Here is a 21,622-nt window from a genome sequence, read left to right as displayed (position 1 = left end):
CTAATCCTTTTTCCGCCGATAAGTACGAAAAAAAGCGTGCAGAGGTTTTAGCGTTTTCGTAATCTGTAATCCAGTTAAATTTTATAAGTGTTAAACAAGTATTGCAAGCCAAAAGCAAAGTTTCTATAATAACCGTTTTGTAATCGAATTTAAATATGATGTTTAATAAGGGTTGAATAATGGATTCTGAAGAACGCCATGAGTTAAAGCGTAACGATTTTGAGGAATTTATCAAAAAAGCGCCTGGGTTTATAAAGAAATATATAAGGGAAATAATCAGCATTTGCCTTATAGTGGCAGCGGGAATTATGTGGCTTGCCAAGGAAGAGCCTGTAAGGCCGGATGTTAAGCAGCAGGCGGCGGTTAATGATATATTCCAGCAGGTTAATACCAAACTCGGCGAAATCAGGCAGGGTGAGGCAGAGCCAAGCGCTCTGGACCCGCTGATAGAAGATGCGATCTCTAAGGCAGATAATCTCACCTCTCCCGTGCAGAGGGGGTTTGCTTACGTTAAGGCCGCTGATGCGATGCGTGCTTCAATCTGGAAACAGGGAGCAGAAAAAAACGAGATAAATGAGGCGCTCGAGATGTACAAAAAGGCCGAAAAAACTGCTCAAGAAGACCCGCTTGTGGACGGGATGGCCAAATTTGGAATCGCCCTTTGCAGGATAGACCTTGAACAGTTTGATCAGGCTTCAAACATCCTCGGCAAGCTCGTTACGAGCGAGAAATATGCCGATACGGCTTTACCTAAGCTTGCTGAGAAAAGATTAAAATTCATTTCAGATTTGAAAACCGATTTCAATTTTGCTGAAAATGCTCCTGAGCAGGAAAATGAACAAAGTTCCTGATTTGAGGTAAGAATTATGCGTGGCGTCCTCATACGTAAGCCGGCGTCAAAGATTATTTATTTTAATTCTAACCTCACACAGTTATGAATACCAGCGAAAAGCATCGCAATCAGACAGATATAGAAGACAACCAGATTTGGACGCCTGAAGGCAGGTTTGCTAACGCTACTGAGCTCCAGATTCTTTTGGATAATTACCAGGGCGGCGAGCAGATCTGCCTCAAGGTAGGTCCGAATCTCAAATTCCGGCGTATAGACCAGTATATGAGCACACGGTTCAACTGCTTTTCAAGGACTCTAGTTCAAAGGCTGATTCGTTCAGGAGAGATTCTTGTCAACGCCGAGCCGGTAAAGATATCTCACCGCCTTAATCAGGATGATATAATTCAAATTACTCTGCCTCCTCCTGTAGATCAGGAAGTTGTGCCTGAAGATATACCTGTTGACATTCTCTATGAAGATGATGATATAATCGTAGTGAATAAAATGCCGTGGATGGTGGTGCACCCTGCGAGGTGCTACAAGTCCGGCACTCTTGTAAATGCCCTTGCATACCACTGCAAAACGCTTTCTTCCGGCAGTGAGAAGATGCGTCCCGGGATAGTACACAGGCTGGATAAAAACACTACGGGCTGCATTATCGTTGCTAAAAACGACGATGCCCAGTACAACCTTGCCCAGCAGTTCAAGAACCGCTCTACAAAGAAAAAATACCTTGCTGTAGTGCACGGCACCCCTGAGCTCGACAGCGATATGATAAAGAATATGATCGGCCCGCACCCAACAGTTCGTGAGAAATTCGCCGTCCGTTCAGAAGAGGGGAAAAAGGCTATTACGGTTTATAAGGTGCTTGAGAGGTTCAACGGCTATGCGTATGTGGAAATAGACATACACACAGGCAGAACGCATCAGATTCGCGTTCATATGTCTCATTTGGGCTATCCGATAGTTGCAGACCGTATATACGGCGGGAAGGTTGTTTACCCTTGGCAGATTAAGAATGAACTGCCGAGCCCGCAGGATATTCTGATTAACCGCCAAGCCCTCCATGCAGGCTGGCTCGAGATAAACCACCCCCGAACTGGGGAGAGGATGAGCTTCGAGGCGCCGTTATATCAGGATATGGCCAGCCTTCTCGATATGCTCAGAACATACCGCTGATTCAGCTTTCTTGCTTTGCATCTTTTCCTGACAATTCATGCTTCCTGTTTTCTGAGAAAAGGAATATTTTATCTATGGGCTCACTGTCTGCCTTTTTTCTAAGCAGTGTATATATGATAGTCGAACAGCAGTAGTAGAAGCTTACCATAAAGCTTGCGATAGCGCTGATTACAAGTATTATTGCAATATTCAGAAGCAAATGTTCGGAGCCGAAATTTGTGCCTGAACCCATCGTCCCGCTGAGGTTGAAGAATACCGGCCTTGCCCAATGTTCCCTGAGCCCCCAGTCTCCGCTTAGGGCTGAAACTTCAAAGAATGCGTAAGTGATTCTGAGCATTAGGTATGCGCAAAGCCTAACAAACATATAGCATATTGCCCCGTAAAATATGCTTATAAGCGAATAGAAAAGCAGATACCAAGGCTTTGTATAGGCATAGCCGTATGAACGGTTTACCGCCTCGTTGAAATCTGAATTTTCCACTGCAATAGTAGGAGCCATCAGATGCACGCCTGCAATAAAACCTATGAGAATAAGCGTTATTACGAACCCGATTATCAGCCCGAATACTGCGCAGAAACCGAAGATAAAATCTCCCACCGCAGGCAGTCGGCAGGCCGCTCCTGCAAGAAATATTATAAACCCGAGAAATATCATAAGCACGATTGGAGCAAGAGGGGCACAAAGCATATCCCAGACCTTTTCATAAGCAAACCTGAGACCTGCTCCAGGACCGGTTTTCGTGCCTGAGCAGTGCTCTATAGCCGCGCTTCTGCATACCGCCCCTCCGAAAAAGGCAAGCACACAAACTGAAAGAAGATAATAGGGGATTGCGAACAGCGGGTAAAATTTAACAGACCAGAAAAATGTTTTGGCAAGCTTGCCAAGCTCTGTAAAAATACCGAGGGCATTGAGCTTTACGCTTTCCAGAGTGATGTAATTGATGCTGCCCGAGACCTTCCAAGCCAAAGCCCTGAAAACGCCTATCTCCCTGCTGAACTCTGCATTCGCGAATTTGTGCAGTTCGTGGGGCTTGCTTAGATATACATCTATCTCCGTTATTGGAGAGCTGCCTTCGCTAACGTCGGCAACTTCCGGGTGAAATTTCTCAGCCTCCTCTTTATTAATTATTTTCACTTCTCTCTCAAGGTTTTGAAGGAGATAGCCTGAGGCTATAAGAAGTATTACCCCGAGAAAGGCTATGAAAAGCCTCGAAGGGTTTATAGCAACTCTGAAGGCCTTGAATATTTGGGTGAAGTATAGGTTTCTAAAAAAAACACTGAGACATCTGTTAGTGCCGGATTCGCTGTTCATAATTGTTCTCCGGTATCAAAATATTCCTGCTCTTGCTTTTCCAATGTATATTCCTCGCTGAGCCAGCTGCCCAGATCCATATATCTGCACCTCTTGCTGCAGAACGGGAAATGGGGGTTTTCTTTCAGTCCGGCGATCTCTTTTCCGCATTTCTTGCAGGAAAACACATTTTTATTTGCATAACTTCTCATTTTTTATATTCTTTAACAATCTATGTCTTTTTGGCAAGAGAAAAACAATAAATCAAAAATTTATGAGTTATATTATAATGTCTTCAGGTAAAATACACAAACCAGTAACAGAAACTGAAATTGTGCCCAGATACTCCGAAACAGATCAGGGCGGAATAGTACACAACAGCGTTTATCCAATATACTTTGAGATAGGCCGAACAGAGCTGCTGCGTGAGAACGGAATGGCGTATTCATTTTTAGAGGAGAATAACTGCAGGATGGTGGTTGCTGAGATTCAGGTGAAATTCCGAAGGCCTGCATACTACGACCAGCAGCTTACGCTCAAAACTGAATGCAGTAATGTTACAAAGGCCAAAATTGAGCATACATACACGCTTTTCAGGGCTGATACAAAGCTGACAGTCGCTGAGGGCAAAACAATCGTAGCCTGTGTTGACAGTAAAGGCAAGCCGATGAAAATACCGGATTACCTCTACCCGGCTGGATAATTTCGCTGGTAATCTTAGGTTTCGTAAATTAAAAAAAGGGCGGAATAATCCGCCCGTTCGAATTTCGGCTGAAAATCTTGGAGCTTAATCCGCATCCGCTCTGTATATGATCTTAAAAGATGCTCCGTTTTTAGGGGTGAGAAATCTTGTTTCTGAGCTGGACATTGTCCAAGAAAAATCACGATTCCCGCTGCCGTAAGGGGATAAAACTCCCTCATCCAAATCTGCGCTGTAGGTTCCTACTATCGTAAGACCTGAGCCCTCTGAGTATAAGCTGCCGTCGTAATCGTAGGTCTTCCAAGAGATTGTTATAGCGTGATTATCAGATTCATCGTAATCATCAATGATAAATTTTCCGTATCTGCCTTCGTTGGTCTCGTAGATGAAAAACGAATCAATACCAAACCGATTTCCGTCTGAGGCATCTATTGAATCCGATGAAAGCCCACTTGCTCTTTCGTCTATGTCCCACCAGTTTACATTAACATAGGAAAGAACCTCCCGCAGCCAGTCTTTGGCCATCAAAGCAACATCCCCGAGATCAACGAGATAATCTCCGTTCACATCTGCAGCAGGGCGAATGTCATCTAAATACTGGAGCCTTGAATTATAGTACATATCAGCTTTTCTGTCCCAAATCTGCATATAAACCCCTTCATGGTCTTCTCTGTTAATTGGGTATTTCAAGTCTCTGAAATCTTCTGCTGAATCGATTGCACAGCTTCCGTAGATTAGAAGGTCATCCTGATTGTAAAACAGCACCCAAGATCTGCTTGAGTTGTAATTAAGTCCGCACGGCGCCAGCTCCGGAGCCTCTTCAAACATCTGATCGGGGTAGGCTTCTGAGTTCAGCAGCTCAATATTCACTCGCCCGTCCGGGTAGTAGTCTGTTATCCTAAATTCAGGCCGCGGCAGGTCATCGTAGGATGTCCATATATCGTAAATGTTGTAAACCTTTGCTGTGGTTGAATTTGAAGAAGCAGTAATAACTTTCATCCCGCTGGGAATAGAATCTACAATGTTCCCGTAATGAATATCGCCGTACTGAGCTGCTCTGCCGCCATATTCAGAATAAAAACATGGATAACCATCAGCGTCGGTAAAATATGTATAGCCGTTAGAATCAAGCGATATACGTCTGCAGTAGTAGGTGTTAGCTTCGCTCCATTTCTCAGTTCCGTTTATTGTGTATAGCTCATTTCTGTATTCACCGTCCGGGTCGTTGTATTGAACTGCAAACATATCTCCTTCAGGTGAAAGATCGCCGCTTGTCATATTATTGCCTTCGACAATATCATAATTTGAAAGCACATTGCCAGAGGTGTCAGTTATGATAATATCGCTGTTAGTTCGCAGAAGAACCTTGCCGGCTGTTTCGCTTAACGAAACTTCCCAAATCGACCAGACGTCTGTTTCGATGGTCTTGTTTTCAAGAATTGTACCATCGCTCACACGCAATTTAATAAATTGGTTATGTACCCCTGCGTAGATAGTTGAACCGTCATTGGTAATGCTAACTTTCCAGCCTTGGCTGCTGAGAGTAGCTGCTGAAAAGCTGTTTATCAAACCTCCAGAACTGTTTAGGATGTAAATATCATCGCTTCCCTGCACACCTGCAGCTATAATCTGGCCATTAGCAGATAAGGCTAAAGATTCGGTTTCGCAATCTTCAGGCAGGGTGTATTGCCCGTTAAGCTGCCCTGTATATGCATCGTATATTCTGATATTTCTGCTATATTCGCTGCCCAAAACCGCTATATTGCCAGCTGCGGATATCTTTGCATGATGGATTGGGAAGGTGGAGGTAATTGTACATTGATGATTAATTTGAATTGATGCCCAGCTTAAAGATGCTGCAGTCAGCGTAAGCCAGACAGAAACCTTTAACGTTTTCATAATGTTTCCCCTTAAAAATTTAAGCAAATAGTAAACAACTTATATAGCTATATTAGCTTCTTGTTTTAAGGGTTTCAATTCATTTTTCTTTTTAGGGGTAAATAGCGATTAAATTTTAAAATAAACAGTGTATTTACCTGTATAAAGACTAAGGGTATTTGGCGGAGAATGGTAAGCAGATTTGTTAAGTTTATAATTTTAGGATTTAAAACTAAAAAGGGCGGAATATTCCGCCCTTCGATTTTCTTATGAGAAGTTTCTCAGCTGCTCATCTTATTCTTCTTTGCTCTCGCCTTCAACCTCGGCGACGGCCTGTTTTCTTGAGAATTTCAGTCTTCCCTGCCTGTCTATCTCGGTGAGCTTCACCGGCATAATATCGCCGATTTTGCATATATCTTTGGCATTCTTGACGAAACCGTCGCTCAGTTCGCTGATATGGCACAGCCCTTCAACGCCCGGAGCAATCTCCACAAACACGCCGAATTCTTTTATAGATACAACGACAGCATCCTTGAAAATAGAGCCTATCTTGGGCTTCTCTGTAATAGCCTTTATAAGCCTTTCTGCTTCTATCTGCCCGTCGCCTTCAGTGGTGCTGATTGTAACTTTTCCGCTGTCATCTATTTCAACGTTAGTGTTTGTTCTTTCCTGAATAGCCTTGATTGTAGCTCCGCCCGGGCCGATTATCTTTCCTATAACCTCAGGGTCAACCTGAATAGAAGTGAGCTTCGGTGCATACTTGCTCAGCTCAGGCCTTGCCTCAGAGATTGTTGCTCGCATCGATTCTAAAATTTTGAGCCTTGCTTTTCTTGCTCTTTCCAGTGTTTCTACAAGTATCTCGTGAGGAAGCTCATGCTTTTTGAGATCAAGCTGGATTCCTGTGATACCTTCAGTAGTACCTGCTACTTTGAAGTCCATATCGCCGAAATGGTCTTCTTCGCCGAGGATGTCTGTAATAAGCTGATATTTATCCTCATCGCTTACCATACCTACGGAAATTCCTGCCACTGGCTTTTTAATCGGCACACCTGAATCCATCAGTGCCAGAGAGCCCCCGCAGATGCTCGCCATTGAGCTTGAGCCGTTTGAACCGGTAATATCCGATACAACTTTGATGGTGTAAGGAAATTGATCCTCAGACGGGATAACAGCACGCAGAGACTTCTCTGCAAGAGCTCCGTGGCCTATTTCACGCCTTCCGGGCCCTCTTATGAAACGAACCTCGCCTACAGAATAAGGCGGGAAGTTGTAATGGAGCATAAATCTCTGTCCGAATTCCTCGTGCACACCGTCAACGATCTGTTCATCTTTGCCTGTGCCGAGAATTACAGAAATCAGTGCCTGAGTTTCGCCTCTTGTAAACAGTGAAGAACCGTGCACTCTCGGAATAACCCCGACACGGCAGTCCAAATCTCTGATTGTATCGTAATCTCTTCCGTCCGGCCTAGCGCCATCGAGAATCATTTTTCTTGTAACTTCTTTTTCGAGCTTATCGAGCAGACTGTTCACCTCCATCTCTGTGCTCACAGGCTCCTCGCCTTCACAAAGCTGGGCGTTTAGCTCTTCCTGAATCTTATCGAGAGCTTCCTGTCTGTCCTGTTTGCCCTCAATCTTTTTCGCTTCAGCTATCTTGTCCGCTGCGTATTCGCGGATTTTGGCTTCAACATCAGCATTTTCTTCCCTGAGGCTGCAAATCTTTTCTTTACCGCATTTTTTCTGCAGCTCATTAATCATTCTGCAGATCTCGCCGTTAATGCTCTGGCCGAATTTCACTGCCTCAGCCATCTTCTCTTCGCTTATCTCATCGGCTTCAACCTCTATCATATTAAGGTTGTTTTCTCTTCCGCCGAGCATAAGGTCTAGATCGGAATTCTGCATCTGTGAAACTGTGGGGAAGGCTGTCAGTTTGCCCTCCAGCATACCTACTTTGCAGGCTCCGAGAGGCCCTTGGAACGGTATAGTGCTTATTGTAAGCGCAGCAGAGGCGGCGATTATAGCAAGAACGTCAGGGTCGTTTTCCTGATCTGCGCTGAGTACGTTTACCATAATCTGCACTTCATCGAAGTAGCCTTCCGGAAAGAGCGGACGGATTGGACGGTCAACGCAGCGTGCAATCAGCATTTCTCTGCTTGAAGGGCGTCCTTCTCTTTTCATAAACCCGCCCGGGAACTTACCCGCAGCTACCTGACGTTCCCTGTAGTCAACCATCAGAGGGAAATAATCAGCATCTTCTTTTGCGTCCGTACTGCATGCTGATGCAAAAACTACAGTCTCTCCGTAAGTTACTGTAACAGCACCGTCGGCCTGATTGGCAAGCAAACCTGTTTCGATAGAGAGTTTCTTGCCGGCGATTTCTTTTTCAACTTTGTGAATTTCAAACATTTACTAATTCCTTAATTTACATTCAAATCTGCAGGACACATCCCGCACTTAAAAATTTACAAACAGAAAAGGCGCTTGCAGCATAATATAATCCTGCCCGCGCCTTAATACATCTTAATTTTTATACAAGTCAGACATTATTTTCTCAGTCCGAGCCTCTTTATAAGCGATCTGTACCTTTCAACATCTTTATTAGCAATATACTTCAAAAGAGATGCCCTTGTACCCACCATTTTCAGCAGGCCGCGCCTTGAAGCGTGGTCTTTTTTGTGGGTTTTCAGGTGTTCGGTGAGCTCATTGATTCTCGCTGTGAGAATCGCAACCTGAACCTCGGGAGACCCAGTGTCTTTCTGGTCTGTCTGGTAGTCAGAGATAATTTGACTTTTCTTTTCCTTGTTTATCATTTGAAACCTTTCTTGTTACTTTAAAAACATACGCCCCGGCCGAGCGTTACGCAGGCCCGTGCCGGGCTAAGCCTTCAAAGCTTGCTAATCTGTGTGGAAATTATAATTTTTATTCCTTCTAATGCAACAAAAATACGCTATATTCTCCCGAAGAGCGAAGGTTTTTTCTGGATGTAAGCAAAGAATTAAATAAAATATCTTCACAAAGAGCGACAAAAATTGATAATATGATACCCGATTGCCAGAATATTTTAATGAGGTATATGATGTTTAGAAAACTTATTATTATCCTGCTTGCTGCAGGCTGTTCATTTGCTGTAACAACAAAACAGATTGATGACATTCGAGCTAAATCTTCTCTAAGTGAAGAAGATGCTCAAACCCTTGCGGCTTTTATAGACCAGCAGTTTGATGAAATGCTCAATGCTGACGACCTCTCAGGGGCAGTAAAGGCTATGGACCAGCTTACTCTAAGAAAGCCCAAAGAAGACCAGCAGCAGTATAAGAGTCAGTTTGCCCAAACTCTCAAGGAAAATATTGCTTCAGTAATGAATGTAGTTGACACTTGGGAAGACAAGACTTTCGCAGCGGGTTTTCAGGTTATGATGGCGAGGATGGCTTCCCAGCTTGACAGTTCTGAGTTTTTCCAGTTCGCCCGCTCTCTTTCAAAGTCTTCTCAGCCTTCTTCAAGATACTGGGCGGTAAAAATCTGTCTAACCCCGAATAATATCAGCACTATAAAGCAGGGCGGACAAGGCGCTGAAGAGCTTTTAGCAGATCTCAGAGAGATGGCTAATCAGGAAGATACCGCTCTTGTAGGAAGAATTCTCTCCAAGCTCTGCGTTGAGCTCAATAATGATGCTGCAGACCAAATGCTTGAGAGCCTTATGAATAACAGGATGGAAATTTATTCAAAGGGCGAGGCGAGGAATGAGTATTGCGATGCTGAGCTGTTCAAAGCTGCCGCCTCAAGGATTCAGACAGGCAGCGACAGCCTGAAAGAACCTTTCGCCCAAACTTTTGCTTACATAGTTGAAAAATATTCCATTGCACTAAGCCCCGACAATATGCTTGAGGCAAAGAGCAAGGCGCAGCTGGCCGCTCTTATAAGTGAGATTGAAAAAAATATCCTGCCTGATTTAGGGATAAACGATTCCTCTATAACATCCGCAATAGGAAAGCAGGATTATCAGGCTCTTCAGGAAAGCTACACCAAGGTTTTCGGAGGCGCCGACACTGAAGGACTTCTGCCTCAGCAGCTCGGCTTCACTTACCCCTCCGGGCAGGCTCCAAAAAGCTTAGGCATCTGAACCGGGTAAACTGACATAATCACGGGAAGGCTCTCAAATGACGGGAAAGTCCAGCGTCTTTAAGTTCTTTGTAGTATTGATTCTGCTTATTCTTGTATTCCTCCAGGGGCTTGAGATGAAACAGTCCGACAGGCTCTTTGAGAGGGTTAATCAGCTTGAAAAGAAGGTCTCGGGAAAAAACAGCAGGGTATATCGCCCGGCTTCTGATACCGATTCGGCTCAGGCTTCTGCAAAAGACGGCGGCTGGCTTATATGGAGATTAAGTTCTGAACCTCCCACTCTAAACCCCATTACCTCAAAAGACGCCTATGCAGATACTATTGTTGGCTCGAAAAACTGCTTTGTATTTGAAACCCTTGTCAGGCGTAACCGCGACAGCCTTGAATATCAGCCCCTTCTCGCAGAGAGCTGGGATATATCGGAAGACGGGCTGAAGATAGAATTCCGTCTGAAGGAGGATATCTGGTTCTCAGACGGCGAGCCGGTTACAGCCGAGGATGTGAAATTTACTTACGAAACAATAATGGACGTTGAAATCGACGCTGCAAATATAAGGAATTACTTCGTTGATTTCAAAAGCTGCGAGATTGTTAATGAGAGAACAGTTGTTTTCCATATGAAACGTCCTTACTTCCTCGCATTCGGTATGATAGGTGAAACGCCGATTGTGCCAAAGCATATCTACGAGTATGAAGATGCTCAGGATTTCAACTCGAATATTTCAGACCCTGTCGGCAGCGGCCCGTTTGTTTTCGGTCAGTGGGATGTCGGGGATAAGATTGTACTCGAGAAAAATGAAAACTACTGGGGAGAAGGCGTTAATTTCGAAAAGCTTATATATAAATTTATAAGCAATGATATGGCTGCCCTAACTGCATTGAAATCCGGTCAGATTGATGTTATGGCTCCTCTTCCAGAGCAGTACACAAGCTATAAGGATGACGAGCAGTTCAAGAAAAAATTCAACATATATAAATATCTCATTCCAGACAACAGCTACACATACGTTTCATGGAACTTTGAATGCGAGCTTTTCCAAGACAGCAAAGTAAGAAATGCATTAACACATCTGATAGACAGAGAGAAGATTAAAGACCATATCTGGGAAGGTCTTGTAGGCATTGTAAGCGGGCCTTTCAGCCCGGGAAGTCCACAGTGCAACCCGAATGTTGAGCCTCTCGAATTCAATCCCGACAAGGCACGAGAACTGCTCAGTGAGGCAGGCTGGAAAGATACAAACGGCAACGGTATCAGAGATAAAAACGGACGAGAATTTAAGTTTAAGCTTATGATTGTCAGCGGCTCGCCGATTACTGAACAGACTGCAAAAGTGCTTAAAGACCAGTTTTCTCAGGCGGGTATCATTATGGAGGTTGATCCATTCGAATGGTCGGTTTTCCTCGACAGGCTGCATAACAAGGATTTCGAGGCAACAACCCTCGCCTGGCAGGGCGATGTGGAAACAGACCCTTACCAGATCTGGCATTCAAGCCAGATCGCAAAGGGCGGTTCGAATTACATCGGCTATAAAAACGAGACTGTCGATGAAATCCTTGAAGAGGCCAGAAGAACACTCGATGATGAAAAACGAAACCGCCTGTATCACCGCTTCCACAAAATCATCAACGAAGACCAACCATACACATTTATGTTCGTAAGGCCTTCAATTGCGTTTATGAACAATCGAATTAAAGGCGTGAAGATTCATAAGCTCGGGGTGAACATCAAAGAGTGGTATATACCCAGCGAGCTCCAGAAATACTGAGCTAACTGCCTTGTCGAATTCAACAAATTGAGCAATTACAACTTGCGAATCTTGCAGCGTGTGATTTTTCTCAAAAATCTTCTTGAAAAGATATTGTGAAATTATAGAATTCCACTTCTCTCAAGAAAAAAGCCGGAATGCCAGCGTAGCTCAGTGGTAGAGCACTGGTTTTGTAAACCAGCGGTCGTGGGTTCAAATCCCACCGCTGGCTTTTTTCATTTATGAATAATTAATTATGCGCCGGCGATTTCAGGCTTGCCGGCAAGAGGCTTAATTTGGGGAACTTTTATGCAAAATGCTATAAACAAAGCCAAAGCCTTAATTGAAGCAATGGAATACATTCGCCAGTTCAAAGGCAGGATTGTCGTTATAAAGCTTGGCGGAAGCATCCTGGACGATGAAGTCCTTCAGCGTGAACTTCTCAGAGATGTTGTATTTATGCATACCGTGGGGATAATGCCTCTTCTCGTGCACGGAGGCGGAAAACACATCTTGCGGGCAATGGAAACCTCAGGAATTGAGCCAGAATGGGTTCACGGCAGGCGTTATACAGACCGTATCACTTTGAAAATTGTAGAGCATACGCTCATAAATGAGGTGAACAAACCTCTTTGCGATATACTCGCCGAGATGGGCTGTGATTCAATGGGGCTGCATTCAATGAGCAGCTGCGCTGTTACAGGAAAGCCTCTGGAGCTCAAGGAAGACGGACGCAAGCTGGACCTCGGCTACGTAGGCGAGGTGGAAGGAGTGAACAGCAGGCTCCTCGAAAAGCTCTGCCGCGCAGGTACGATACCCGTGCTCGCTCCGCTGGGTATTGATATAGCAGGCCAGAAGCTAAATATAAACGCAGACAGCGTTGCAGGGGTGGTAGCAGCAGCGGTAGGAGCGGAAAAATTCGTACTGCTCAGCGACACCCACGGAATTCGTCAAGATATCAATGATCCTGAATCGAGGATTTCTTCGATAAGCGAAGATGAAATTAAGAGTCTTATCGATAAGGGAGTAATAGCTGGCGGTATGCTGCCGAAGATAGATTCGTGCCTTAAGGCCATAGACGGCGGAGTGGGCAAGGCCCATATAATTGACGGCCGCCTTCAGCATTCACTGCTTCTGGAGATTTACACGGAAGAAGGAATCGGCACACAGATTATCAAGTAAGGAATTATTATGGATACTCAGGAAGTTTTAGAATTATTCGATAAATACGTGATAGCAAATTACGGCCGCGTTCGCAAGGTTATTGTGAAGGGCGAGGGCAACTGGCTCTACGATTCTGAAGGCAATAAAATCCTCGATATGTTCCCCGGCTGGGCAGTCAGCGGGATAGGACACTGCCACCCGAAGGTTACCAGCGCAATCAAATCGCAGGCCGAGCAGCTGCTGCATATAGACAACACCTTCTACACAGAACAGCAGGGGCGTCTTGCCGAGCTTATAAGCAAAAAGAGCTTTGGCGGGAAGTGCTTCTTCTGCAACAGCGGAGCGGAGGCAAACGAGGCTGCCCTCAAGCTTGCCCGCCTTGCAACGAGCAAGGATAAATACAAGGTTATCACAACTCTAAACAGCTTCCACGGCAGGACCTTCGCAGCGGTTTCAGCGACAGGCCAGCCAAAACACCACAAGGGCTTTCTCCCGCTTCTCCCGGGCTTCAAGTATGTGCCGTTTAATGATATACAAGCGCTCGAAGAAACATTCGACGATGAAACAGCGGCAATTCTCGTCGAGCCGATACAGGGTGAAGGCGGCATCAACCCCGCCACAGAAGAATATATGCTCAAAATCCGTGAGCTCTGCACCGCTCATGGAGCAGTTATGATTCTCGATGAGGTTCAAACGGGTATGGGTCGCACAGGCCAATGGTTCGGCTATCAGCATTACGGCATTGAGCCTGATGTGATAACGCTGGCCAAAGCCCTCGGCGGAGGCGTTGCTATAGGCGCAATTGCAGCACGCAGCGAGGTCGCTGCATCTCTTGTACCCGGGACTCACGCCTCAACATTCGGCGGAAATTCCCTCGCTTGCGCAGCATCGATTGCCGTTTTCGAGGCGATTGAGGAGGAAGGACTGCTGGAAAACGCAAAAAAAATGGGCGAATATGCAGCAGAAAAGCTCGAAGATATGGCCGAAAGATACTCAGTAATTCAGGCAGTACGCGGCAAAGGGCTTATGATCGGCATTCAGTTTTCAGCCCAGTGCAGTGAGCTTGTGAATATTTGCCTTGAGAAGGGGCTAAGGATAAACTGCACTCAGGGAAATGTGATTCGGTTTATGCCCTCAATGACTGCCTCAAAAGAAAATATTCATGAAGCGCTGAAAATTTTCGAACAGGGGCTTGGTGAGTTCATTAAAGATTCTGAGGATGCTGATTAGTTTTTAGTCTGCCATTAACGGCAATTTCTAAAATGCTTTATACGGAAAATTGATTATGGACCACTTTTTGTCAATTAAGGATTGTTCTCCGGGACAGCTCCAAGAGCTGCTTGAGCTTGGGATTGATCTGAAAAAACTCTACAAATCCGGCGGCAGAGACCTCTGCCTTGAAGGAAAAATTCTCGCTATGCTTTTTGAAAAGCCGAGCCTTAGAACGAGAATGAGCTTTCAAACAGCAATGATCGATCTGGGAGGTCAGGCTGTTTACGTTAAAACAGAAGAAGATGCAGGCGGGATAGGAAAGCGTGAGCCTGTGAAGGATTTTGCAAGAGTTCTCACCGGCTATGTTGACTGCATAATGGCAAGAACATACGCCCACAGCACCGTTACAGGCCTTGCCGAATGGGGGGATGTGCCGGTGATAAATGCCTTAACAGACTTCTCACATCCATGTCAGGCGATGGCAGATGTGCTTACAGCACTTGAGGTGTTTGGCAATCTCGGCGGGGTTAAATTTGCCTATATCGGAGACGGGAACAATGTTGCCCGCTCTCTTGCCAATGCTTGCGCAAAGCTGGGGATGGAGCTTGTGATTGCTGCGCCGCCTGAGCATATGCTTGATGAGGAATCTGTTCAGCAGGCCAACAATATAGGCGCTGATTCTGTATCACAGTGCAGCGATCCTTTCAAGGCTGTTGAAGGGGCAAACGTGATATACACCGATACTTGGGTGAGTATGGGGCAGGAAAGCGAAAAACAGCAGAGGATAGAAAAATTTAAGAACTATCAGGTTAATTCTGCTCTTCTGGAAAAGGCCCCCAAAGACTGCCGCGTAATGCACTGCCTCCCTGCATACAGGGGCTGTGAGATAACAGACGAGGTGATGGAATCCCAGCAGTCTGTAATATTCCAGCAGGCAGAAAACCGCCTGCATTTCCAGCGGGCGCTGATTAAATACTTGCTTGCCTTATAAAACATCGTTGTTAATTTTTATTACAAGCCGGGGCTAATTATGAGAATAATCGCGGGCGAAAGACGCGGCATGAAGCTGCTGAGCCCCAAATCTATGAGTACGCGTCCAATTACAGACAGAGTAAAAGAAGCGGTTTTCAGCATACTTGTTAATTCCTGCTCTATGCCGGGAGGCTGTAAAGTGGCAGATTTATTTTGCGGCACCGGGTCCCTCGGCCTTGAAGCTCTCAGCAGAGGGGCTGATTTTGTTACCTTTGTTGAGCAGGATAAGCAGGTGGTTGAGATCCTTGAGCAGAATATCGAGAAAGCACGTTTCCAAGACCGATGCGAAGTAGTAAGTGCAGATGCCTTCCGCAGCGGCGCACCGGTGCTTTCGGCAGAAGAGAAGTTTGACTTGATCTTTGTCGATCCGCCTTACCCAACCACAAAAGACATCTCACAAAACTCGAGAATCGGCAAGCTTATGATTATCCTAGCAGGCCAAATAGCCCAAGACGGGTTAATCCTGGTTCGTACGCATAAAAGGTCAGTAATGGAAGATCAATACGGCCTGCTTGAAGTAAGTCAGCGGCGCAGCTGGGGCAATATGACAGAAACCTTCTTCCAACTTAAGAGCGGCGATTCTCAGGAGACCGAGTAAGTTGGGTGAAGGTAAAAACATTACCGCCCGTAAAGCAGCGTTTAAGGTTTTGAAAACGCTCAGAGACAACGGCTTTACTGCCTTTTATGCAGGGGGCTGCGTTCGTGATATGCTTATAGGCAGGGAGCCGAAAGACTACGATATCGCTTCTGATGCCCGTCCGGATGAGGTGGAGAGACTTTTCAGAAGAACCGTTTCTGTGGGGGCTCAGTTCGGCGTTGTTCTGGTGATGATTAAAGAACATCAGATAGAGGTGGCCGCTTTCAGAAGCGAATGGGGCTATACAGACGGGCGAAGACCCGATTCTATCATTTTTACTGACCCTGAGGAAGATGCAAAACGAAGAGATTTCACAATCAACGGCCTGTTCTTTGATCCGGTTGAAGAGGAAGTTTTTGATTATGTAGGCGGAAGGGAAGATATCGAAAAGGGGATTATACGAACTATCGGAAATCCTCAGGAGCGTTTTGAGGAGGATTATCTTAGGATGCTTCGTGCAGTGCGATTTTCCGCGGAGCTGGGATTTGAAATAGAGCCGCAAACTTTAAAAGCGGTTTCCGAATTCTCTGAAAAAATTAGCAGAATAAGCAGTGAACGGATTGCTGTGGAGCTGGAGAAGATATTCTTAAGCCCCAGACCAGCTGTCGGTATTAAGCTTCTTATCCAAACAGGCCTTTCGTCCGGCATATTACAGCATAATTTCACTGAGGATAGCAGGGGGGTATGCCTGCTAAAATTTTATGCCCGTCCCGTAAGCCTCGAAATGGGTATTTTGATGCTTTTCATGGAAGATTGGCAGAAAGCAGCCCAGTTTGCCCGAAAGCTCAAGCTCAGCAGCAAAAGCATTCAGCTTATTGAGTGGTGCAGAGATAATTTTTATTTGCTGGATTTTCCTGATATGGCTTTGCATAAATTTCGAAAGCTGATTGCAGATGAAAGATTTGAGTTTCTTTTTGAATTAAAAAGGGCATTTCAGTCCTTCAGCGGGGACTTAAATGATAATCTGAAAATCATAAAAGAAAGGCAGGATGAGTTTGAAGGCAAAGAAATTTTACCAGCACCGCTGATTAACGGGAAGGATCTCCTTGATTTTGGGCTTAGCCCTGGCCCGGAGGTAGGCGGTATTCTTGAAAAAGTGTATCATGCCCAGCTTGATTTAGAGGTAAACACGCGTTTGCAGGCTCTGAGTCTGGCAGAAAAACTTGTAAAAAGTTAGTTTTTAGAAAAAGTTCAAAATTAAGTTAAAAATTCAAAAAAAAGCTTGTAATCGAAATTGTGGGTTTTATAATTAAATTGATAATTAGATGTTCAGGGTACGTTGCCCTGAGCAAATTTTAGGTTTGATCTCGAGGGAGTTTTCAAATGAACAAAAGTGTTTTGAGATTTGCAGTGATAATTGCATTTACGTTGGCTGTTTTATCAGGGCAATCTTTAGCAGCTCAGATTGAGGTTGACCTTTCGTGGGAAGGTGATGATGAATTTTATATGCTTGGCACTATGATCTATGACGACAGTGCTTCCAGCATAACTACTGCCGACTACTCAGCTCTTGAGAGTATGACAGTAAGCTTCTATAACCCTTCAGATGTGCATTTAGGAACATTTGAACAGGTTACTGCAGGCGCAAAGCAGTACGATTGGTTCACCATCAACTACGATATTGAGACAATGTCTTTCGTTGACGATTCAGATTTTGATTTCGGCAGCGACGGCCATTCACCTGATGATAAGTACCTTTACGGTGCTATTGGACAGGATGCCACGCTTTATACAGGCACAAATACCCAGTATGATGAGGCTCTCGATACCTCAAATCCCACAGAGATCACAGTAGTTCCGGAACCGGCCACTATGGGCTTGCTGGGTTTTGGAGCATTAGGTCTTATCCGGAGAAAAAAATAAGGCTTTTGGTTTGCTTATAAGACCAGAGAAGGCCTGCTTTCAATATAGGCAGGCCTTTTTAATGCGCATGAATAAACATCAGGAACTGCCTGCTTTCAGTACGATGCAATTTATTTATTCAAAAGTTCAAGGATTTTGCTGTGAAGATAACTGTTGGAAGCCGCAGCTTCTGAATAAAGTTTTACTTCAGTTCCTGAAAAATCTGTCAGCATCCCCCCAGCCTCTTCCAGTATAAGCTTTGCTGCTGCAAGATCGTAGATGTTCAGAAAGTTTTCCCAGTAAAAATCGAATCTGCCTGCTGCAAGATAGCAGGTGTCCATTGCGGCTGAGCCGTGCCTTCTTATATCCCGCACATTCGGGACAACATTGTTGAAGAGCTTAAGTCCGTAATCGGTTTTCCCTTCTCTAAGGCAGGCAAATCCCGTTACCGCCATAGACATCCCAATATCTTTTGTAGAGGAAACGGAAATCTTCTTATCGTTGAGAAATGCCCCGCAGGCTTTTATCCCGATAAAAAATTCATCCAGAACAGGCGCATAAACACCGCCGAGCTGAACTTTTCCTTCCCGTTCAAATGCAACTGATATGCAGTAGAAAGGCAGACCGTGCATAAAGCTGTTTGTTCCGTCTATCGGATCGATTATCCAGCGTTCGGCTGAGCCTTTTGTAAGCCCTTTTTCCTCACCGAGTATGCTGTGTTCGGGAAACTCTGAGGCTATTCTTCTGGTGATATACTCCTCAACTGCCACATCAGTTTCAGTAACGTAGTCCTTGTCTCTTTTGGCGTTTATTTTGAGGCCTGAGAGGCTTTGTCTTGCTTTGAGGGTAATCCTTCCCGCTCCAAAGCATAAATCTTCCAGAAAATCCTGCAATTTCTCTTTTCTCCTCCCTGATTACCCGCCGTAGATAAGCCGCATCTGGCCTACGTTAGGTATCGGCATTTTACCGTCCGGCTTAAACTTCAGGCTCCCGGGCCAGTAAACCATAAATGCCCGGCCTGAAACATACTCCCTCGGCACAACGCCCACAGGGAATTTGTCTCCGTTGTTGCCTATGCCTTCAATATCCCACAGCCTTGAATCAGCGCTGCTCGGGCTGTTGTCTCCGCAAGCGAAGAATTCATCCTCTCCAAGCTCGAAGGGTTCATCCCCGCGTTTTACCCCGTAGGTGATGTAATGCATATCCCGCCAAATACTTATATGCCTGAATTCTGCCTGGCCAGAGCAAAGCAGAGATATTTGCGGCTTTCTGCTGTCTCCGGGCTTGCCTATATCTCCTATTTTGCTGCCCAGTACATATTCCAGGCTGCATTCGCCTAAACTGAAACTAAGGCGGTAGTCTGCATTGTTAAAGCTCAGCGGCAAAGATTTTTTGGCTTTGAGCTCAGGAATATCTTTGCTTGCAAGAACCTGCTCCTTGCCGTTATAGCTCTTAATCAGGAACATCTTGTTCTTCTCAAAATCTGCCAGACCCCTGTAAACTCGACCATACTTATTTATGCTCGCTCCAATTTTGACTGTGTCATCGTTCAAGAGAACCTGATATTCCATTTTTAAGTCGCTGCATATTTCTCCCGGGTATGCCGGTGATGCATTGTAAGCGTAATATGCACCGAAACCGTTGCCTGTTTGAGAATCATATTTGAGCTGAGATATACCTTTACTGGAGCAGGATATTTCCCTTCCTTCCTGAGAATAACCCCAGCTTCCACCTTCTTCTGTGAATGGTCTTTCCCAAGTATCCCCGTCTTTGCTGAATCTCGGTTCCTGAGGCCTTGAAGGCAGATAGTCGTTGCTGTAAACCGGCATCCACATCTCTTCGAGAATCTTTTCCGGCTTTCGCGCTATTTCCCCGTCAATAAAAAGATCGCCGTCGTAGATGTGTATAGTTTCCCCGGGCAGTCCGACAAGCCGTTTGATGTAGTTGATATTCGGTTCGGTGGGATTTTTGAACACAAACACATCCCATCTTTCAGGCTCACGGAACTGATAAATGCTTTTGAGAACAAGGATTCTGTCGCCGCCTGTTTTTGGGGCTCCAACTCGCTGCAGATAGCCGCATACAGGGCATTTAGTGAATTTTGCTATATTGGGATTTCTGTTTCTGCCGGCCTGAAAGCCAACATCAAACTGCTTTCCGCATTGATGGCAGGTAAGGTGGAAGTGGTCGCCGCGGAGGGTTGGGGCCATACTGCCGGTAGGAATTTTGAACGCCTCCACCACGAACCCTCGGAAAATAAGGGCAAATACCAAGGCCACTACTATCCATTCTATCGCACCTGCAAATGCTGCTAAGGGGGTTTTCTTCAAGATTACTGCTCCGCAGAACTATTCATATTTCTTCATTATCTCTGCCATAGCGGGCATAATATCTATTAGATTCCCGCTGCCGTCGTTGTTGAGATCGAGCCCGCCTTCCTCGCTGCTTAAGGCCGAGAGCATCAGCTCCACATCGCTGAAATCAAGCAGACCGTCTGAATTGACATCCAGCCAGCCCTTCCAGTTTGCAGGCACTTTCCGTTCCCCCCAGCTAAAGGCGAATTTCACCTTCTTATCCGCAGATTTAACTGATTCCTCGTCGCTGAAAACTACGGCAAACTGATAGGATTTGTAATTTCCGCTTACGGGGTGGAAAATATGCTCCACGTTTGAATGTTTGCTGTCGCTGTGTGCTGCCAAAACCTTTTCCCCGTCGTGTTTTATTCCCCACAGCTCAAGCTTCAGGTTAACGTTGCGAGTCTCGTTAGGATCAAATGGGAAGTCTTTATTGAAAAACCTCTTCCAGCAAAGGCTCCCTGAGATATACCCGTTTTCTCTTTCGGGCTTAAATGTGTAGAGCTTTTCCCTTCTGCCAGAGATTTTTCCGGCATCCCATCCAGCTGAGGACACCTTTCCAGGACGGTTTAATCCTGCACTGAGCCTTGACTGACTTCCAGAGAGATCTATCATCCCGGCTCCCTGCTGCCAGTCGAAGACAGCGGTGCTGTCATCGGCTGTTTCCCATTTGCCTTTATGCCAGTAAGCTCCCTTTATGGCAGTATCCGTAAGCAATGCACGCACGAGGCTGCTTTTATTGCCATTTAGCCCTTCGTATTCAAAATCATCCATCTCGCTGAGCAGAATGCACGCTGCTGAGGCTGCCGCTGGTGCGGCAAAGCTCGAATAACTGCCAGTATTAACAAATTCGCCTTCCAGATCGGAAACAAGGAAATTGCCCGGGGCAACGAAATCCGGCTTAACTATCCGCTCATCACTGCTGTAGGAGCAGTTTTCTGCCTTGCCCAGCAGATTCGAATCAAAGTTGGGGAAATTTTTCGCAGACGCAGTGCCCACGCCGATGAAATTTTGTGATGCGGCTGGATACAGGCAGTTGCTGCCCATTTTTTCCCCGTTGCCGATGCTTGCAAATCCCGCAATATCGTATTTTTGCAGAAGTCTTTCAGCTCCCTTGGTCCACCAGTTCTCCACTGTAGTTCCAAAGCTTATGCTAAGAACCTCCGGCGGGTTTTTCATTCTCTGCTCTACCACATTCTCCGCGAGAAAATCCCAGTATTTTTGTATGAAAATTGATGTGCTGCTCAGCGGGGCGTTGTATTCTATGAACTCCCCGTTTTCTAAGAAGCTGCCCCCGCCGGCGACCAATGAGCATATTGAATTCATATGCTCTGAAAAGCCGGTAGGCTCTATTTTGTCAGACCAGCTTAAGTTTGATTCGCTGAATATATCAAGCGTGGTATTAGGGATAAAATCGTCCTTTGACTGCCCGCTGCTTATATCTGCGCACCTGCCAACAAGGAGCATCCTTACATTCTCAGCCGAGAGGGCTGTCTCAAAGCCCATCAGTCTGTATGAACGAGGCTCAATATTTCCTAATGCCGCTGCGGAGACTGCAGCGGTTAAAATTGTATAACAGAATATTCTGAGCATTTATGCCGAATTCAATTAAAGATTCATAAAGCTTAATTTTATCCTGC

General features: G+C 45.5%; 19 protein-coding genes and 1 tRNA gene. 12 read left to right on the top strand and 8 right to left on the bottom strand.

Annotated elements, in window-relative coordinates; genetic code table 11:
- Positions 1–179: 179 nt before the first annotated feature.
- Positions 180–851, top strand: coding sequence for a tetratricopeptide repeat protein (locus L21SP3_RS04270; RefSeq protein WP_077539511.1), 672 nt, complete (start codon positions 180–182; stop codon positions 849–851).
- Positions 852–934: 83 nt separating this feature from the next.
- Positions 935–2,011, top strand: coding sequence for an RluA family pseudouridine synthase (locus tag L21SP3_RS04265; RefSeq protein ID WP_077539510.1), 1,077 nt, complete (start codon positions 935–937; stop codon positions 2,009–2,011).
- A gap of 1 nt (position 2,012) precedes the next feature.
- Here the strand turns inward: L21SP3_RS04265 and L21SP3_RS04260 are convergent, their stop codons facing one another.
- Complete coding sequence (locus L21SP3_RS04260; protein ID WP_077539509.1) at positions 2,013–3,323, bottom strand: hypothetical protein; 1,311 nt, start codon at positions 3,321–3,323, stop codon at positions 2,013–2,015.
- Positions 3,320–3,514: a DNA gyrase inhibitor YacG gene (locus tag L21SP3_RS04255; RefSeq protein ID WP_077539508.1), complete on the bottom strand. Its 195-nt coding sequence runs from the start codon at positions 3,512–3,514 to the stop codon at positions 3,320–3,322. Before L21SP3_RS04255 ends, L21SP3_RS04260 begins: the two co-directional genes overlap by 4 nt.
- 62 nt (positions 3,515–3,576) lie before the next feature.
- On the opposite strand from L21SP3_RS04255, the gene L21SP3_RS04250 reads away from it, so the two are divergent.
- Entirely contained in the window at positions 3,577–4,005 is a 429-nt protein-coding gene (locus L21SP3_RS04250) for an acyl-CoA thioesterase (protein WP_123785130.1), read from the top strand.
- Between the two features lie 84 nt (positions 4,006–4,089).
- On the opposite strand, the gene L21SP3_RS04245 is transcribed toward L21SP3_RS04250, so the two are convergent.
- From L21SP3_RS04245 to rpsO, 3 genes are all read right to left on the bottom strand, one after another.
- The gene (locus L21SP3_RS04245) at positions 4,090–5,901 is read right to left on the bottom strand and encodes a WD40 repeat domain-containing protein (RefSeq protein WP_077539506.1); all 1,812 of its coding nucleotides are present in this window, start codon (positions 5,899–5,901) and stop codon (positions 4,090–4,092) included.
- 273 nt (positions 5,902–6,174) lie between these two features.
- Positions 6,175–8,283 (bottom strand): polyribonucleotide nucleotidyltransferase, encoded by a 2,109-nt coding sequence (locus L21SP3_RS04240; RefSeq protein WP_077539505.1) that lies wholly within the window; start codon positions 8,281–8,283, stop codon positions 6,175–6,177.
- 137 nt (positions 8,284–8,420) lie between these two features.
- Complete coding sequence (gene rpsO, locus L21SP3_RS04235) at positions 8,421–8,687, bottom strand: 30S ribosomal protein S15 (protein ID WP_077539504.1); 267 nt, start codon at positions 8,685–8,687, stop codon at positions 8,421–8,423.
- A 263-nt stretch (positions 8,688–8,950) separates the two neighbouring features.
- On the opposite strand from rpsO, the gene L21SP3_RS04230 reads away from it, so the two are divergent.
- From L21SP3_RS04230 to L21SP3_RS04190, 9 genes are all read left to right on the top strand, one after another.
- A complete protein-coding gene (locus L21SP3_RS04230; RefSeq protein ID WP_123785129.1) occupies positions 8,951–9,997 on the top strand; it encodes a hypothetical protein in 1,047 nt (348 codons plus the stop codon).
- 37 nt (positions 9,998–10,034) lie between these two features.
- Positions 10,035–11,762: a peptide-binding protein gene (locus L21SP3_RS04225; protein WP_077539502.1), complete on the top strand. Its 1,728-nt coding sequence runs from the start codon at positions 10,035–10,037 to the stop codon at positions 11,760–11,762.
- 139 nt (positions 11,763–11,901) lie between these two features.
- Positions 11,902–11,973, top strand: a tRNA-Thr gene (locus tag L21SP3_RS04220).
- A gap of 77 nt (positions 11,974–12,050) precedes the next feature.
- A complete protein-coding gene (argB, locus tag L21SP3_RS04215) occupies positions 12,051–12,923 on the top strand; it encodes an acetylglutamate kinase (protein ID WP_077541824.1) in 873 nt (290 codons plus the stop codon).
- A 9-nt stretch (positions 12,924–12,932) separates the two neighbouring features.
- Complete coding sequence (locus tag L21SP3_RS04210; RefSeq protein WP_077539501.1) at positions 12,933–14,135, top strand: aspartate aminotransferase family protein; 1,203 nt, start codon at positions 12,933–12,935, stop codon at positions 14,133–14,135.
- Positions 14,136–14,190: 55 nt separating this feature from the next.
- A complete protein-coding gene (argF, locus tag L21SP3_RS04205) occupies positions 14,191–15,108 on the top strand; it encodes an ornithine carbamoyltransferase (RefSeq protein WP_077539500.1) in 918 nt (305 codons plus the stop codon).
- A 39-nt stretch (positions 15,109–15,147) separates the two neighbouring features.
- Positions 15,148–15,747: a 16S rRNA (guanine(966)-N(2))-methyltransferase RsmD gene (gene rsmD, locus L21SP3_RS04200; protein WP_077539499.1), complete on the top strand. Its 600-nt coding sequence runs from the start codon at positions 15,148–15,150 to the stop codon at positions 15,745–15,747.
- A 1-nt stretch (position 15,748) separates the two neighbouring features.
- Complete coding sequence (locus L21SP3_RS04195) at positions 15,749–16,963, top strand: CCA tRNA nucleotidyltransferase (RefSeq protein WP_077539498.1); 1,215 nt, start codon at positions 15,749–15,751, stop codon at positions 16,961–16,963.
- 146 nt (positions 16,964–17,109) lie between these two features.
- A complete protein-coding gene (locus L21SP3_RS04190) occupies positions 17,110–17,649 on the top strand; it encodes a PEP-CTERM sorting domain-containing protein (protein WP_077539497.1) in 540 nt (179 codons plus the stop codon).
- A gap of 110 nt (positions 17,650–17,759) precedes the next feature.
- Here the strand turns inward: L21SP3_RS04190 and L21SP3_RS04185 are convergent, their stop codons facing one another.
- From L21SP3_RS04185 to L21SP3_RS04175, 3 genes are read right to left on the bottom strand one after another with little or no spacing between them, the layout of a single operon-like run.
- Positions 17,760–18,521 (bottom strand): inositol monophosphatase family protein, encoded by a 762-nt coding sequence (locus tag L21SP3_RS04185; protein ID WP_077539496.1) that lies wholly within the window; start codon positions 18,519–18,521, stop codon positions 17,760–17,762.
- A 21-nt stretch (positions 18,522–18,542) separates the two neighbouring features.
- On the bottom strand, positions 18,543–19,958 hold the full coding sequence (gene lepB / locus L21SP3_RS04180; RefSeq protein WP_077539495.1) for a signal peptidase I: 1,416 nt from the start codon (positions 19,956–19,958) through the stop codon (positions 18,543–18,545).
- A gap of 18 nt (positions 19,959–19,976) precedes the next feature.
- Positions 19,977–21,575, bottom strand: a complete 1,599-nt coding sequence (locus L21SP3_RS04175) for a S8 family serine peptidase (protein WP_077539494.1) — start codon at positions 21,573–21,575, stop codon at positions 19,977–19,979.
- Positions 21,576–21,622 lie beyond the last annotated feature (47 nt).

It is taken from the genome of Sedimentisphaera cyanobacteriorum, assembly GCF_001997385.1.
Taxonomy (GTDB): Bacteria; Planctomycetota; Phycisphaerae; order Sedimentisphaerales; family Sedimentisphaeraceae; genus Sedimentisphaera; species Sedimentisphaera cyanobacteriorum.
This window is presented reverse-complemented; position numbering and strand designations above follow the sequence as displayed.

Coding starts and splice junctions, on each gene's coding strand:
- L21SP3_RS04270 (WP_077539511.1), top strand. CDS start 180: ATGGATTCTGAAGAACGCCATGAGTTAAAGCGTAACGATTTTGAGGAA.
- L21SP3_RS04265 (WP_077539510.1), top strand. CDS start 935: ATGAATACCAGCGAAAAGCATCGCAATCAGACAGATATAGAAGACAAC.
- L21SP3_RS04260 (WP_077539509.1), bottom strand. CDS start 3,323: ATGAACAGCGAATCCGGCACTAACAGATGTCTCAGTGTTTTTTTTAGA.
- L21SP3_RS04255 (WP_077539508.1), bottom strand. CDS start 3,514: ATGAGAAGTTATGCAAATAAAAATGTGTTTTCCTGCAAGAAATGCGGA.
- L21SP3_RS04250 (WP_123785130.1), top strand. CDS start 3,577: ATGAGTTATATTATAATGTCTTCAGGTAAAATACACAAACCAGTAACA.
- L21SP3_RS04245 (WP_077539506.1), bottom strand. CDS start 5,901: ATGAAAACGTTAAAGGTTTCTGTCTGGCTTACGCTGACTGCAGCATCT.
- L21SP3_RS04240 (WP_077539505.1), bottom strand. CDS start 8,283: ATGTTTGAAATTCACAAAGTTGAAAAAGAAATCGCCGGCAAGAAACTC.
- rpsO (WP_077539504.1), bottom strand. CDS start 8,687: ATGATAAACAAGGAAAAGAAAAGTCAAATTATCTCTGACTACCAGACA.
- L21SP3_RS04230 (WP_123785129.1), top strand. CDS start 8,951: ATGATGTTTAGAAAACTTATTATTATCCTGCTTGCTGCAGGCTGTTCA.
- L21SP3_RS04225 (WP_077539502.1), top strand. CDS start 10,035: ATGACGGGAAAGTCCAGCGTCTTTAAGTTCTTTGTAGTATTGATTCTG.
- argB (WP_077541824.1), top strand. CDS start 12,051: ATGCAAAATGCTATAAACAAAGCCAAAGCCTTAATTGAAGCAATGGAA.
- L21SP3_RS04210 (WP_077539501.1), top strand. CDS start 12,933: ATGGATACTCAGGAAGTTTTAGAATTATTCGATAAATACGTGATAGCA.
- argF (WP_077539500.1), top strand. CDS start 14,191: ATGGACCACTTTTTGTCAATTAAGGATTGTTCTCCGGGACAGCTCCAA.
- rsmD (WP_077539499.1), top strand. CDS start 15,148: ATGAGAATAATCGCGGGCGAAAGACGCGGCATGAAGCTGCTGAGCCCC.
- L21SP3_RS04190 (WP_077539497.1), top strand. CDS start 17,110: ATGAACAAAAGTGTTTTGAGATTTGCAGTGATAATTGCATTTACGTTG.
- L21SP3_RS04175 (WP_077539494.1), bottom strand. CDS start 21,575: ATGCTCAGAATATTCTGTTATACAATTTTAACCGCTGCAGTCTCCGCA.